Source organism: Streptomyces sp. PT12, from assembly GCF_003311645.1.
Lineage (GTDB): Bacteria > Actinomycetota > Actinomycetes > Streptomycetales > Streptomycetaceae > Streptomyces.
Window position 1 is genome coordinate 216063 of sequence record NZ_QEST01000088.1, and the last position, 14542, is coordinate 230604.

Annotated in this window: 11 protein-coding genes; 8 read left to right on the plus strand and 3 right to left on the minus strand. The window is 75.0% G+C overall.

Annotated elements, in window-relative coordinates; all coding sequences use genetic code 11:
* Positions 1–429 precede the first annotated feature (429 nt).
* Positions 430–1206: a hypothetical protein gene (locus DEH69_RS10140; RefSeq protein ID WP_113686587.1), complete on the minus strand. Its 777-nt coding sequence runs from the start codon at positions 1204–1206 to the stop codon at positions 430–432.
* A gap of 34 nt (positions 1207–1240) precedes the next feature.
* Here DEH69_RS10140 and DEH69_RS10145 point away from each other — a divergent pair, with 34 nt between their 5' ends.
* From DEH69_RS10145 to DEH69_RS10170, 6 genes are all read left to right on the plus strand, one after another.
* Entirely contained in the window at positions 1241–2083 is an 843-nt protein-coding gene (locus tag DEH69_RS10145) for an adenosylcobinamide-GDP ribazoletransferase (RefSeq protein WP_113686588.1), read from the plus strand.
* A gap of 98 nt (positions 2084–2181) precedes the next feature.
* Positions 2182–3705 carry a leucyl aminopeptidase gene (locus DEH69_RS10150; protein WP_113686589.1) on the plus strand — a complete coding sequence of 508 codons (1524 nt, stop codon included), beginning with the start codon at positions 2182–2184 and terminating at the stop codon, positions 3703–3705.
* 184 nt (positions 3706–3889) lie between these two features.
* Entirely contained in the window at positions 3890–5278 is a 1389-nt protein-coding gene (lpdA, locus tag DEH69_RS10155; protein ID WP_113686590.1) for a dihydrolipoyl dehydrogenase, read from the plus strand.
* A gap of 66 nt (positions 5279–5344) precedes the next feature.
* The gene (sucB, locus tag DEH69_RS10160; protein ID WP_113686591.1) at positions 5345–7111 is read left to right on the plus strand and encodes a 2-oxoglutarate dehydrogenase, E2 component, dihydrolipoamide succinyltransferase; all 1767 of its coding nucleotides are present in this window, start codon (positions 5345–5347) and stop codon (positions 7109–7111) included.
* A gap of 124 nt (positions 7112–7235) precedes the next feature.
* A complete protein-coding gene (locus DEH69_RS10165; protein ID WP_113686592.1) occupies positions 7236–7859 on the plus strand; it encodes a GntR family transcriptional regulator in 624 nt (207 codons plus the stop codon).
* Positions 7860–8115: 256 nt separating this feature from the next.
* The gene (locus DEH69_RS10170) at positions 8116–9090 is read left to right on the plus strand and encodes a YafY family protein (RefSeq protein ID WP_113686593.1); all 975 of its coding nucleotides are present in this window, start codon (positions 8116–8118) and stop codon (positions 9088–9090) included.
* A 136-nt stretch (positions 9091–9226) separates the two neighbouring features.
* On the opposite strand, the gene DEH69_RS10175 is transcribed toward DEH69_RS10170, so the two are convergent.
* Positions 9227–10159 carry an SDR family oxidoreductase gene (locus DEH69_RS10175; protein ID WP_113686594.1) on the minus strand — a complete coding sequence of 311 codons (933 nt, stop codon included), beginning with the start codon at positions 10157–10159 and terminating at the stop codon, positions 9227–9229.
* A 155-nt stretch (positions 10160–10314) separates the two neighbouring features.
* Between DEH69_RS10175 and DEH69_RS10180 the strand changes: the two genes are divergently transcribed.
* Together DEH69_RS10180 and DEH69_RS10185 are read left to right on the plus strand one after the other, a co-directional pair.
* Positions 10315–11235, plus strand: a complete 921-nt coding sequence (locus DEH69_RS10180) for a TIGR01777 family oxidoreductase (protein ID WP_113686595.1) — start codon at positions 10315–10317, stop codon at positions 11233–11235.
* A gap of 248 nt (positions 11236–11483) precedes the next feature.
* Positions 11484–12761 (plus strand): FAD-dependent oxidoreductase, encoded by a 1278-nt coding sequence (locus tag DEH69_RS10185; RefSeq protein ID WP_113686596.1) that lies wholly within the window; start codon positions 11484–11486, stop codon positions 12759–12761.
* A 77-nt stretch (positions 12762–12838) separates the two neighbouring features.
* Here DEH69_RS10185 and DEH69_RS10190 read toward each other — a convergent pair whose 3' ends face one another.
* Positions 12839–14437 carry a regulator gene (locus tag DEH69_RS10190; RefSeq protein ID WP_113686597.1) on the minus strand — a complete coding sequence of 533 codons (1599 nt, stop codon included), beginning with the start codon at positions 14435–14437 and terminating at the stop codon, positions 12839–12841.
* Between the last annotated feature and the right edge of the window lie 105 nt (positions 14438–14542).

Here is a 14542-nt window from a genome sequence, read left to right on the forward strand (position 1 = left end):
GACCCGGCCGTGGCACGGAGGGAACGTCGCGGCTCCGCCGCAGGCCAGCCGACACTCCGCTACCCCGCACGGAGCGCACCCTGCGGCGCTGGGCCGCAAACCAAGCAACGCTCCGCTGCCCCGCACGGTGCGGGCACCGACGGCGGCCCCGGCCCGGTGCCCCCCCTGCACGGCTCCGCCGCCCCACGCAACGCTCCGCCTGGCCCGCACGCCGTGGCTGAGGTGGCACCGTCAACGGCCCCGGCCCGGCACACAACGCACGCCCCGCTGCCCGCAGGGCGCGGGCACCATCGACAGCCCGGCCCGGCACGCAGTGCACGCTCCGCTGGCCGCACTGTACGGCTGAACGCCACCGCCAACCGCCCGGTCCGCAGCGCGCGGTGCCCGCTCCGCAGCGGCGCCAGCCGTGCGGGGGTCCGTGGACGGGCCTCAGCCGTCGTCGCCGGTCCTCCCCCCGCTCCGTGGCGGATTATCGTCGGGGATGCCGCCCAGGATCTGGTCAAGCCAGCGGCGGGAGCGGCCCCATCGGGCGTCGTGTGCGCGCGTCCGGCGCTCCGCCCGCGCCCGTGTCCTCGGGAAGTGGGGGTAGAGCAGCTTGGCCCATGGCGAGCCCGTGCGGGCCAGGCGCAGGGCGCCGACCAGGGCCACCGGGGGCAGGAACACCCCGAGCACCGCCACCCACAGCTTGCCCTTGGCCAGGCTGACGAGGACAAGCAGCAGGTTCAGCAGGACCGAGAGGACCAGCCCGCCGCGGCCGAGGCGCTGGCCCGGGGGCAGGTCGTTGACGCCGAACGGGACCACGCCCGTCAGCAGGATCCCGACCAGCGCCGTCGTGATCACCACGACCTCGACGCTCTTGCGGCCCTGCTCGGTCCAGTAGACGTCGTGCAGGTAGAGGATCAGCGCGAACTCGTCGAGCACGAGCCCTGTCCCCACGCCGAACACCGCCCCCATCACCGCCGCCGCCCACCCGCCGCCGCGCGAGGCCACCGCGCCGAAGCCGCCCACGCACATCAGCACCACGCCCGGCACCACGTGGTGCACATGCGCGCCGCCCGCCGAGATGTCGTGGAACGGGCCGCGCCCCGCGCGGATCAGGCGCGTGATGACGCGGACCACCGCGAAGGTGATCACGAACGCCGCCAGCGCGAGCAGCAGCGGCAGCTTGCCCGGCTCGATGATGTTGCGGTACCACCAGTCGCCCATGGCACCACAGCGTCCGGCGCTACCCTGCCCCACCATGAGCGCCACGCCGCCCCCGCCCCCGCCTCCCCTCCCACCGGGCCCGCCGCACGCCTGGGTGGGCGACGGGATCCGTTTCGCGTTCGCCCTGCTCACCGTCGTTCCCGTGGGGCGTCCGCGGTGGGATCCGGCCGCCGCGCGGGCCGGGATGCTGTGCGCGCCGCTCGCCGGGCTCGGGATCGGCCTGGCCGCGGCCGCGGTGTGCGGGCTGCTGCTCGCGCTCGACGCGGGGCCGCTGGTGACGGGCGTGCTCACGGTGGCCGCGTTCGCCGCGCTCAGCCGGGGCCTGCACCTGGACGGGCTCGCCGATGTCGCGGACGGGCTCGGCAGCGGGCGGCGGGGCGAGCAGGCGTTGGAGATCATGAAACGGTCCGACATCGGCCCGTTCGGCGTCGCGGTCCTCGTGCTGACGCTCCTGGCCCAGGTGGCCGCGGTGGCCGAGCTCGCGGGCGGTGGCGCGGCCCGGGCGTGCGCCGCCGTCGCGCTGGCGGGGCTGGTCTCGCGCACCGCGCTGACGTGGGCATGCCGGGCCGGGGTGCCCGCGGCGCGGCCCGAAGGGCTCGGCGCCGCGGTCGCCGGGTCCGTTCCGCGCGCGGGGGCCCTTGGCGTGGCGGGGGCGGCGCTCGTGGGGTGCTGCGCGGCCGGGGCGCTCGCGTGGGACCGCCCGGGGGCGGGCGCCGTCGCGGGCGTGGCCGCCGCCGTGCTGGCGCTGAGCGCGGGCGAGGCGCTGCTGGCGCGCTGCCGCCGCCGGTTCGGCGGGGTCACGGGGGACGTGCTCGGCGCCGTCACCGAGGTCTCGGCCGCGGTGACCCTGCTGGCGCTGACCGTCGCCGCCCGCTGAGCGCGATCGGCGTAGTCTGCTGCGGGATTGCCGGTGGAGCCGCACAGCCAGATATCCAGCGACGTGGAACGACGAAGACAGAAACGGACATATTCACCGTGACAGCACTGATCCTCAGCAACCTGCCCGCGACCACGGTGCCCGCGGATGCCGTGGTCATCGGCATCGCCAAGGGCGACTCCGGGCCGCTGCTCGCGCCGGGCTCGCCCTCGGCCGAGGCCGTCGCCGCGGCGTTCGGCGGGGGGCTGACCGACACGCTGGCCACCCTGGGCGCGAAGGGCGGTGAGGACGAGATCACGCGCGTCCCCGCCCCCGCGGGCTGGGCCGTTCCACTGCTGGTCGCCGTGGGGCTCGGAGAGGAGCCCGACGACGGGTACGACGCGGAGGCGCTGCGCCGCGCGGCCGGGGCGGCGGCGCGGGCGCTCGCGGGCGCGGGCCACGCGTCGTTCGCGCTGCCGGTGGCGGGGGCGGCCGATGTCGCGGCCGTCGCGGAGGGCGCGCTGCTCGGCGCTTACGCGTTCACCGCCTTCCGCGGCCGCGGGAACACCAGCACGTCGAGCACGCCGCTCGCCCGGGTCACGGTGCTCGACGCCGACGCGGGCGACGAGGCGCACGCCGCGGCGGCCGAGCGCGCCCTGGTCGTCGCCGAGGAGGTCGCCAGGGCCAGGGACCTCATCAACACCCCGCCCAACGCCCTCTCCCCCGCCGACTTCGCCGCGGTCGTCGAGGCCGCGGCCCCCGAGTACGGCGTGAGCTTCGATGTGCTGGACGAACGGCAGCTCACCGAGGGCGGGTACGGCGGCATCATGGGCGTCGGACAGGGCTCGGCGGCCCCGCCGCGGCTGGTGCGGGTGGCGTACACGCACCCCGAAGCCGAGGCGACGCTCGCGCTCGTCGGCAAGGGCATCACCTACGACTCGGGCGGCCTCTCCCTCAAGCCGGTCGGGCACAACGAGACGATGAAGTGCGACATGAGCGGCGCCGCCGCCGTGTTCTCGACCGTGGTGGCCGCCGCGCGCCTGGGCCTCGCGGTCAACGTCACCGGCTGGCTCGCCCTCGCCGAGAACATGCCCTCGGGCGCCGCGGTCCGCCCAGGGGACGTGCTGACGATGTACAGCGGCAAGACCGTCGAGGTGCTCAACACCGACGCCGAGGGCCGCCTCGTGATGGCCGACGCCCTCGCGCGGGCGTGCGAGGAGTCCCCCGACGCCCTCGTGGACGTGGCGACGCTCACGGGGGCGATGGTGGTGGCGCTCGGCAAGCGCACGTTCGGCGTGCTGGGCAACGACGACGGCTTCCGCGAGCTGGTGCACGAGACCGCGGGACAGGCGGGCGAGCGGTCCTGGCAGCTGCCGATGCCGGAAGAGCTGGGCGAGGGCCTGAAGTCGCCGGTCGCGGACATCGCGAACGTCGGCGACCGCATGGGCGGCGGGCTCTCCGCGGCGATCTTCCTCCAGGAGTTCGTGACCGAGGGAACGCCCTGGGCGCACCTGGACATCGCGGGCCCCGCGTTCCACGAGGGCGCGCCCTACGGCTACACCCCCAAGGGCGGGACGGGCTCGGGCGTCAGGACGCTGATCAGGCTCGCCGAGCGGGTCGCGGACGGCGACCTCGACGGGTGAGAGCCGGTCAGCCCCGGAGAACCGGTGGGACACGGCAGCGTGCGAAGATGGGTTTCCGGCAGGACAGGGCCAGGCTCAACCACCCAGACGAGCCACACGAGCCGCGTGACCAGCGGCGTACACCCGACCGTCGGCCGGTCACCGTCGACCGGCCCGGCGAACCCCATCCTTGGAGGAACGTGACGTGGCGAACGACGCCAGCACCGTTTTCGACCTAGTGATCCTCGGCGGCGGCAGCGGCGGTTACGCCGCCGCCCTGCGAGCCTCGCAGCTGGGCCTGGACGTCGCCCTCATCGAGAAGAACAAGCTGGGCGGCACCTGTCTGCACAACGGCTGCATCCCCACGAAGGCCCTGCTGCACGCCGGCGAGATCGCCGACGCGGCGCGCGAGGGCGCGGAGTTCGGGGTGCGCAGCACCTTCGACGGCATCGACATCGCGGGGGTCCACGCATACAAGGACGGCGTGGTCCAGGGCCTGTACAAGGGGCTCCAGGGCCTGGTCGCCTCCCGCAAGATCACCTATGTGGAGGGCGAGGGCCGCCTGTCATCGCCGACCTCCGTGGATGTGAACGGCCAGCGCTACACCGGCCGTCACATAGTGCTCGCCACCGGGTCGGTGCCCAGGTCGCTGCCGGGCCTGACCATCGACGGCGACCGGATCATCTCCTCGGACCACGCGCTGGTCCTCGACCGGGTGCCCAAGTCCGCGATCGTGCTCGGCGGCGGCGTCATCGGCGTCGAGTTCGCCTCGGTGTGGAAGTCCTTCGGCGCCGACGTGACCATCGTCGAGGGCCTGCCGCACCTGGTGCCCGTCGAGGACGAGAACAGCTCGAAGCTGCTCGAACGCGCCTTCCGCAAGCGCGGCATCGCCTTCTCGCTCGGCTCCTTCTTCAAGGGCGCCGAGTACACCGACGACGGGGTGCGGGTCACCCTGGAGAACGGCAAGACGTTCGAGGCGGAGGTGCTGCTCGTCGCCATCGGCCGCGGCCCGGTCTCCCAGGGCCTGGGCTACGAGGAGGCCGGGGTCGCCATGGACCGCGGCTTCGTGCCGGTCGACGAGTACTGCCGGACCAACGTGCCGACGATCTCCGCCGTCGGCGACCTGATCCCCACGCTCCAGCTGGCGCACGTCGGCTTCGCCGAGGGCATCCTGGTCGCCGAGCGGCTCGCGGGCCTCTCGCCCGTGCCGATCGACTACGACGGCGTGCCGCGCGTCACCTACTGCCACCCCGAGGTGGCCTCGGTCGGCGTCACGGAGGCGCGGGCCAAGGAGCTGTACGGGGCCGACCAGGTCGTCACCCTCAAGTACAACCTCGCGGGGAACGGCAAGAGCAAGATCCTCAAGACGGCGGGCGAGATCAAGCTCGTGCGCGTCAGGGACGGCGCGGTGGTCGGTGTCCACATGGTCGGGGACCGGCTGGGCGAGCAGGTCGGGGAGGCGCAGCTCATCTACAACTGGGAGGCGCTGCCCGCCGAGGTGGCCCAGCTGATCCACGCCCACCCGACGCAGAACGAGGCGCTGGGCGAGGCCCATCTGGCCCTGGCGGGCAAGCCGCTGCACTCCCACGACTGACCCTGGCCGCGTTGTCCAGAGCGCGCAGTAACAATGTGACACTTTTCGTAAGGAGCTTCAGAAACCATGGCGGTTTCCGTAACCCTTCCGGCGCTCGGCGAGAGCGTGACCGAGGGCACCGTCACCCGCTGGCTCAAGGCCGAGGGTGAGCAAGTGGAGGCGGACGAGCCTCTGCTCGAGGTGTCGACCGACAAGGTCGACACCGAGATCCCCGCGCCCGCCGCCGGGGTTCTCTCCTCCATCAAGGTCGCCGAGGACGAGACCGTCGAGGTCGGCGCCGAGCTCGCGATCATCGACGACGGATCGGGCGGTGGCGCCGCTGCGCCAGCGCCCGCCGCCGAGCCCGAGCCCGCTCCGCAGCCCGAGCCCGCCGCACCGGCGCCCGCGCCCGCGCAGCAGGCGGCCCCGGCGCAGCCCGCGCAGCCCGAGCCCCAGGCGGCGCCATCGGGGGGCGGGGAAGGCACCGATGTGGTGCTTCCCGCGCTCGGCGAGTCCGTCACCGAGGGCACCGTCACCCGCTGGCTGAAGTCGGTCGGCGAGGAGGTCGAGGCCGACGAGCCGCTGCTCGAGGTCTCCACCGACAAGGTCGATACCGAGATCCCCGCCCCCGTGGCGGGCACGCTGCTCGAGATCTCGGTCGGCGAGGACGAGACGGCCGAGGTGGGCGCCAAGCTCGGTGTCATCGGCGCCGCGGGTGCCGCGCCCGCGCGGCCAGCGGCCCCCGCTCCCGCCCAGCCGCAGGCGGCGCCCGAGCCCGCGCCCGCGCCGCAGCCCGAGGCGGCCAAGCCCGCGCCGCAGCCGGTGCCGCAGGCCGCGCCCGCCCCTGCCCCCGCGCCCTCGCCCTCGCGCGCACCGGCCGCGTCCCCGCGGCCTACGCCCGCCACCGCGCCCCCCGCGGCGGCGGACGGCGCGTATGTCACCCCGCTGGTGCGGAAGCTGGCCGGGGAGAACGGCGTCGACCTGTCCACGGTCAAGGGCTCGGGCGTCGGCGGGCGGATCCGCAAGCAGGACGTGCTCGCCGCCGCCGAGGCCGCCAAGGCCGCCGCTGCCGCCCCGGCACCGGCCGCCGCGGCGCCCGCGGGCCGCGGCCCCGCGCCCGTCCAGCCGTCCCCGCTGCGCGGCCAGACGGTCAAGATGTCGCGGATCCGCAAGCTCATCGGCGAGAACATGATGAAGGCGCTGCACAGCCAGGCGCAGCTCTCGACCGTCGTCGAGGTGGACGTCACGCGGGTCATGCGGCTGCGGGCGCGGGCCAAGGAGGCGTTCCTGGCGCGCGAGGGCGTCAAGCTGTCGCCCATGCCGTTCTTCGTCAAGGCGGCGGCCGAGGCACTCAAGGCGCACCCGGCCGTCAACGCCAAGATCAACGACGACGGCACCGTGACCTACCACGACGTCGAGAACATCGGCATCGCGGTGGACTCGGAGAAGGGCCTGATGGTCCCGGTGATCAAGGGCGCGGGCGACCTCAGCCTGGCCGGGATCGCCAAGAAGACCGCCGAGCTCGCGGGCAAGGTCCGCAAGGGCGGCCTGGCGCCCGACGACATGTCCGGCGGGACGTTCACGATCAGCAACACCGGCTCGCGCGGCGCGCTGTTCGACACGATCATCGTGAACTTCCCGCAGGTCGCCGAGCTGGGCATCGGCGCCACCGTGCGCCGCCCCGTCGTCGTGGACCACCCCGAGCTCGGGGAGACCATCGCGATCAGGGACATGGTCTACCTGACCCTGTCCTACGACCACCAGCTGGTGGACGGCGCCGATGCCGCCCGTTACCTGGGCGATGTCAAGGCCAGGCTCGAGGCGGGCGAGTTCGAGGGCGAGCTCGGCCTCTGACCCGGCTCCCGACTCGGCTCACGCCGACGCACGAGCGACACCGAGCGACACCGGTCGCGCCCCGCCCGGAATCCTTCCGGGCGGGGCGCGGCCTGTCGGGGCGAGAGCCCGAGAGGAGCGTGGGATGAGCCCGCCGATCGTCCACTCCCTGCGGCAGCAGATCCGCGAGCACATCGTGGAGGGCATCGTCAGCGGACGCTGGCAGCCGGGCGAGCGGATCGTGGAGCGGCGGATCGCGGTCGAGCTGGACGTCAGCCAGACGCCGGTGCGCGAGGCGCTGCGCGAGCTCGAGGCGCTGCGCCTGATCGAATCGGCCCCCAACAAGGGCGTTCGGGTGCGGGCGCTGACCGCCGCCGACCTGGAGGAGATCTATCCGGTGCGGGCCGGGCTCGAACAGATGGCGGCCGAGCTGGCCGCCGGGGCCCTGGCCGGGGACGTCTCGGCGCTCGTGCCCGAGGTCGAGGCGCTGCGCACGGCCGACGCGCTCGCCGACGCGGAGGCCCAGACCGGGCACACGGTGGCGTTCCACCGCGAGCTGGTGAAGGCGTCGGGGAACAGCGTGCTCCTGCACACGTGGGAGTCGCTCGGCATCGAGATCTGGACGGCGCTGTCCATCCGCTGGCTCGGCACCAGGCAGCGGTCGTACGCCGAGGAGCACCAGGAGCTCGTCGATGCCTTCGTGCGGCGGGATCCGCGCATCGGCGAGCTGGTGAAGGAGCACGTTCTCAACTGTGCACCGCGTGCCTGAGCACGGCGGAATGCCCGGGATTCAACTGGCACGGGATGCCAATGTCCATGATTCGTTGAACTTTTTCCCGCGAAGCTTTGATCGATCATCGATCAGGGGCATACAGTCTTTGGGAAAGCTGAGCCGCGCCGCACAGCACCTGTCCTGCTCGCGGCGCGGCTCCACCGTGAGGTCCGGGTCCCGATTGTCGCGCCAACGCACGGGGCCCGGCCTTGCTGGTTGCCTGAGGGTTGAATGATGCCAGTTGAATGGCGTCATGCGCGCCGCACGGTTGATCAAGATGGTTCTGCTCCTCCAGTCCCGAAGGGCGATGACCGCCGCCGAGCTCGCGGCCGAGCTGGAGGTCTCCGAACGCACGGTGGCCAGGGACGTCGACGCGCTCTCCGAGGCCGGGGTCCCGGTGTACGCGGACCGCGGCAGAGCGGGCGGGTACCGGCTGGTCGGCGGCTACCGCACCCGGCTGACGGGACTTGGCCGCGACGAGGCGGAGGCCCTCTTTCTCTCGGGGGTGCCATCGGCGCTGCGCGACATGGGCCTGGCCGACGCGGCGTCCGCGGCGCGCCTGAAGGTGTCCGCCGCGCTGGTGCCCGAGCTGAGCGGGGCGCACGAGAGCGCGGCCCAGCGCTTCCACCTGGACGCGCCCGGCTGGTGGCAGCCGCCCGAGACGCCCGAGCTGCTGCCCGCGGTGGCCGACGCGGTGTGGGACGACCTGGTGCTGCGGGTGCGTTACCGGCGCGGGGACGGCGCGTCGGTGGAGCGCGAACTCGAGCCGTACGCCCTGGTGTTGAAGGCGGGCGTCTGGTATCTGGTGGCCGGGGTCGGCGGGGGGCACCGCGTGTACCGGGTGGCGCGTTTCGCCGAGGTGGTGCCGGTGGGGCGGCGCTTCGCGCGCGACGAGGAGTTCGACCTCGCGGGGTTTTGGGCGGAGCGCTCGGCGGAGTTCGCGCGCTCGATGCTGCGCGACGAGGTCGTGCTCCGGCTGAGCCCAGGGGGAACGCGCGCCCTGCGGTATGTCACCGACCGCGGGGCGGCCGACGAGGCGCTGGCCGGGGGCGGGGAGCCGGACGCGGAGGGGTGGGTCGTGGTGCGGCTGCGGGTGGAGTCGGTGGAGGTGGCGCACACGCAGCTGCTGGGGCTCGGTCCCGAGTGCGAGGTGCTCGCGCCTGCGGCGCTTCGGGGGCGGATGGCTGCCGCGGCTTCGCGTCTGGCGGAGGTGTATGGGGTGGGGTGAGGGTGGGCGGGGGTCGTTCGTCCCGTGCGGGCCGGGGCGTCGTTCGCCGCGTGCGGGCCGGGGCGTCGTTCGCCGCGTGCGGGCTCGGCCTGGGCCGGGGGACCGTTTCCCCACCCACCCGTCCTTGAGCGCGTCGCTAGCGGTAGTCGTCCGGGTTCGGGGTCTCGCCCTTGAACACCTGGCTCAGATAGGCCCAGGCGTCAGGGCGTGAGCCGTCCGCGTCCGTGAAGCCGTACTCACGGGACAGCTGGCCGCTGGAGAGGGAGCGGCCGTTCCAGCGGGAGACGTCCGGGTCGGCCGCCAGGGCCGCCGCCGCGCGGCCCACAAACGCCGGGGACTCCGAGATCGCGAAGTGCGGGTCCTTCGCGATGCCGTCGCGCCACGTCTCCTCGGTCACCCCGAAGTAGGTGTCGAGCATCGCCTCGGACCGCAGGAACCCCGGCGTCAGCGACACGGCCGCGCAGCCGAGCGGGGCCAGCTCCGCGCCGAGCGCCAGCGCCATCCGGATCGGCGCGCACTTGGCGAGGTCGTAGTAGAAGTGCTCGCGATAGCCCGCGTTGGACTCCGCCGTGCCGTCCGTCACCTCGATCACCAGGCCGCCGGGCCGCCTGGTCAGCAGCGGCAGCGCGTGGTGGCTGGTGACGATGTGCGTCTCGACGCCCAGCCTCAGCATCCGCATCCCCCGGTCGAGGGGGACGTCCCACATCGGCACGGTCGACGGGTGGTCGAGCAGGTGGTCGGCGCCCCAGATGTCGTTCACCAGGACATCGAGGCGGCCGCGTTCCCTGTCGATCCGCTCCACGAGTTCCCGCACCCGCTCCGGCTGAAGGTGGTCCGTCGGCACCGCGACGCCCTCGCCGCCCGCCGCCGTGACCAGCTCCGCCGTCTCCTCGATCGTCTCCGTCGAGCGCCCGACCTCGCTCACCGCGCTCCTGGTGGTCCGCCCGGTCACATAGACCGTCGCCCCCGCGGCGCCCAGCTCGACGGCCATCGCCCGCCCCGCGCCGCGGGTGGCCCCCGCGACCAGGACGACCTTCCCCGCGAGCGGCCCGTTACTGCCCTGCTCCACGTGCGCTCCCTTCTCCTCCGCGCTCCCGGTGAGCGGCGGATGACGAGCCTCGCAGCCAATCCCGACACCTCCTGTCCGGCTTTCCCGCGCCTTCCCGCGCCTTCCCCGCGGCCCCTGGTCGCGTGGGCCCCTCGGGGGTCGGCCAGGATGGGGGCATGGAACCTCGTCGCGTCGCGATCACCGGCAGCCACGGACTCATCGGCGGCGCCCTCGCCGACGCCCTGCGCCGCGAAGGGCGCGACGTCGTCCGGCTGGTGCGCGGCGAGCCGCGCGCCGACGACGAGCAGCGCTGGGACCCCAGCGGGCGCGAGCAGGAGCGGAACGCCGCCGCGATCGAGGGCTGCGACGCCGTCGTGCACCTCGCGGGCGCGGGCGTCGCGGACCGGCGCTGGACCGCCTCCTACAAGGCAGTGATCCGCGACAGCCGCGTGCTCGGCACCGCCGCCGTCGCCGCGGCCATCGCGTCGCTGACGACCCCGCCCCGCGTCTTCCTGTCCGGCAGCGCCATCGGCTGGTACGGCTACACCGGCGACCGCGTGATCGACGAGGACTCCCCCGGCGGCAGCGGCTTCCTCGCCGCGGTCGCCCGCGACTGGGAGGCCGCGGCGCGCCCCGCCGAACGGGCCGGGGCGCGCACCGTCCTGCTGCGCACCGGGCTCGTGGTGTCGGGCGCGGGCGGGGCGTGGGGGCGGCTGTTCCCGATCTTCAGGGCCGGTGTCGGCGGGCCCATCGGCGGCGGGCGGCAGTACTGGAGCCCCATCTCGCTCGACGACCACATCGCCGCGGTCCGCTTCCTGCTCGACGACGCGACCGGGCTCGCGGGCCCCGTGAACCTGACGGGCCCCCACCCCGTCACCAACCGCGAGGTCGCCCGCGCGATGGGGCGCGTGCTGCGGCGGCCCGCGGTGTTCCCCGTTCCCGCGCCACTGCTGCGGGTGGTGCTCGGGGAGTTCGCGCAGGACGTGGTGGGCAGCCAGCGGGTCGTGCCGCGGCGGCTGCTCGACGCGGGCTTCTCGTTCGCGCACCCCACCGTCGAGGACGCGGTGCGCGCCGCGGTCGCCGCCCGCAGGGGCTGACGGCACGGCGGGGCTCATGGCGCCGCGGGGCCCCAACGGCCCAGGGGGGCGCGGAAATCGGCCGCTCCGCAGCGTTGTGCTACCTCTGTGCACCGATGCCCGGTGCATGCGCGTCCTCGCGCTGTGCCCGGCGTGAGAGGGTCGGCTCCGGTCCGGGTATGGCCCGGGCCCTCATCGGGCATAGGCAAGGAGGCCCACAGGCCACCTGCCCGTCGCTCACACGCACCGACCCCTGACCGGGAGGCCACGTGCTCAAGCGCCGAACGCCCCGCGCGTTCTCCGACATCGTCATCATCGGGGGCGGAACGGCGGGACTGGCCGCCGCCCACCACCTGACCGCGGCCGGTCTCACGGTGACCGTGCTCGAAGCAGAGGAACGCACCGGTGGCCGCATGGCCACCGAGCACCGCGACGGCTTCCGCCTCGACCGCGCGGGCCAGCTCACCCTCCATGACTCGCCCGCGCTGCGCGGGCTGCCCCGCCCGCTGTCGCTGCGGCGGCTGACCGGCGGCGTGCTGCTGCGCGGCCGGGACCGCACCCACCGGATCGGCGAGGCCGAGGGCCATGGCGGCGAGGCGGCCGACGCGGGGCCGCACGCCGCGGCCCCCGCGTTCGAACGCGTCTGGCTGCGCGCCCACCTGGCGCGCCTGGGCCGCTGCCCCGACGCGCGGCTGCGGGACCGGCCCGAGCTGACGGCGGCGGGCGCGCTGCACGCGCGGGGCATACCGCCGCACATAGCCGAGAGCTCGCTGCGGCCGCTGCTCTCCACCCTGCTGCACGACCCCGACCTCGTGACGTCGAGCCGCCTCGGCGACCTGGCGCTGCGCGCGTTCGCCCGGCGCGGGCTGAGCCTGCCCGCGGGGGGCGCGGCGGCGCTGCCCGGGCTGCTCGCGGCCGGGCTGCCAGCGGACGCGGTGCGCACCGGCGTGCGCGCCACCTCGGTGACGACGACCGCGGTCACCACCGAGCGGCACGGGACCTTCCCCTGCCGCGCGGCGGTGGTGGCGACCGGGGCGGCCGAGGCCGCGCGGCTGCTGCCGGGGCTGCGCGTGCCGGACTTCAGGCCGGTGACGGTGCTGCACCACGCGGCGCCCGCGGCGCTGCCTTCGGGGGCGACGCTCGTCGTGGACACCGGGGGGCGCGGTCCCGTCGCGCACACGATGGCGGCCTCGGCGGCCGATCCCTCGCGCGCGCCCGAGGGGCGGACGCTGGTGACCTCGGTGGTGCTGGGGCCGCAGGCGGCCGAGCCGGTCGACCTGCTCGACAAGGCGGCCAGGCCCCAGCTGAGCGAGATGCACGAGACGGCGGCCGACGGCTGGGAGCTGCTCGCCGCGCACCACGACCCGCAGGCGATGCCGGTGGTGCCGCCGCCGTTCACCGGGGTGCGCCCCGTGCGGCTGCTCGACGGGCTGTATGTGTGCGGCGACCACCGTGACGCCCCCGGGCCCGTGGGCGACCTGGGCTCGGCGAAACGGGCGGCGTCCGCGGTGCTCGCGGACGCGGGCCGCCAGGCCCTCGCGAGCTGAGGGGCGCGCGACGGGCCGAAGGGCCCGCGACGGCCGACCCCGCCCCCGCCCGCCGGGGGGCGGGGCCCGGGTGGGGATCAGTGCAGCGCGGCCACCTTCTCCCGGTACCCGCGGACCGGGGCGGCGTCGCGGAAGGGCTCCAGGCGGCGTTCGAAGTCCTGGAGGTACTCGTGCGCCCTGACCGAGCGCATCTCGCCCGCCTGGGCCGCGGCCTCGGCGGCGAGCGTGCAGGCGTTGTCCACGTCGCCGAGGCCGAGGCGCGCGCTCGCCAGGACCACCCGGCAGAACAGCCTGCTGCGCGCGTGCGCCGGGCTGCGCAGCTGGAGCGAACGCTCGGCGTGCCTGGCGGCTGCCCTGAACTGCTTGAGGTCGCGGTGGCAGTGCGCGAACTCGTCGGCCAGCTGCGCCTCGTCGAAGAGGCGCGCCCACGGCGGCGCCTCCTCCCCAGGCCGCGCCGACTCCAGGGCCCGCTCGGCGCGGGCGAGGGCGGCGGTGCAGGCGCGCACCTCGCCGAGCAGCCCGTGCCCGCGCGCCTCGACGGCGTGCAGCAGGGCCTGGACGACGGGCGGGACCGAGCTGGCCATGCCCTGCTGGGCGACCCTGGCCAGCTGGACCGCCTCACGGCCATGGCCCAGATAGACGGCCTGGCGGCTCATGGAGACCAGCACATAGCTGCCGTAGCTGCGGTCGCCCGCCGCCTGCGCCAGCCTGAGGGCCTGCACGAAGTACCGCTGGGCCAGGCCGTGGGCGGCGATGTCGTACGCCGTCCACCCGGCGAGCCTGGTGAGGTCGGCGGCGGCGGAGAACAGCCGCCGCCCCGTCTGCTCGCCATAGCTGCCGCGCAGCATCGGCTCCAGCTCGTGCTCCATGTACCGGACGAGCGCCTGGCGGGCGTGCCCGCCGCCGTACGCCTGGTCGAGGGTGTGGAAGAGGTCGGCCACCGAGCGCAGCGCGGTGATGTCGCCCGCGGTCACCCGCTGCCCGGGACCGCGCTCGACCCGGTCGAGCCGGGACGAGGGCCGCACCGCGGGCGGCGCCCCCGGCGGCGGGGGCCTGCGGGGGCCGGGCGGGCCAGGTGGCACGGGCGAGCGCATCGCGCCGCGCACCTGCTCGGGAACGCGGACGGCCCCGGGCCCCGCGGGGTCGGGGGCGCCGCCCTGCGGCGCGGCGGACTGCTCGGTGGGCCCGCCCCTGGCGACGCGCTCGTCGGGGCGCCCGATGAGCCAGTCGCGGCTGGGCACCACGAGCCCGGCCGGGGTGAACGCGATCTTGCGCAACTCGGCATGACTGCCTTGGTCCTTGCGCCACAGGCCCGCCACGATGTCCACCGCCTCGGCGGGGCTCGCGGCGAACTCCAGGCCCGCGTAGACGGGGGCGCACGCCTCAAGGCCGAGGTCCTGGGCGGACAGCCTGCGGCCGAGCCGCCGGGTGAACACCTCGGCGATCAGGGCCGGGGTGGTGCCGCGCGGGCGCTGGCCGCGGAGCCAGCGGGTGACCGACGTCTTGTCGTACCGGAGGTCGAGGCCGTGCTCGATGCCGAGCTGGTCGACGCGCCGGGCGAGCCCGGCGTGGGAGAATCCGGCCTCGGCGATGAGCGCGGCGAGCTGTCGGTTCGGTGTACGCGGTGCTGTGGCGGACTGCGGGGAGGCCGGGCCTCCGGGTCGTTCCGTGGACATCGGCGATGCGGTCTCCTGCCTTACGGCTGTGCGGCTGGAACGGCGTGAATGTAACGGTCCTGACCGGTTTCGTCGGCGCCTGGACGGAGGATTCATCCGTATGTG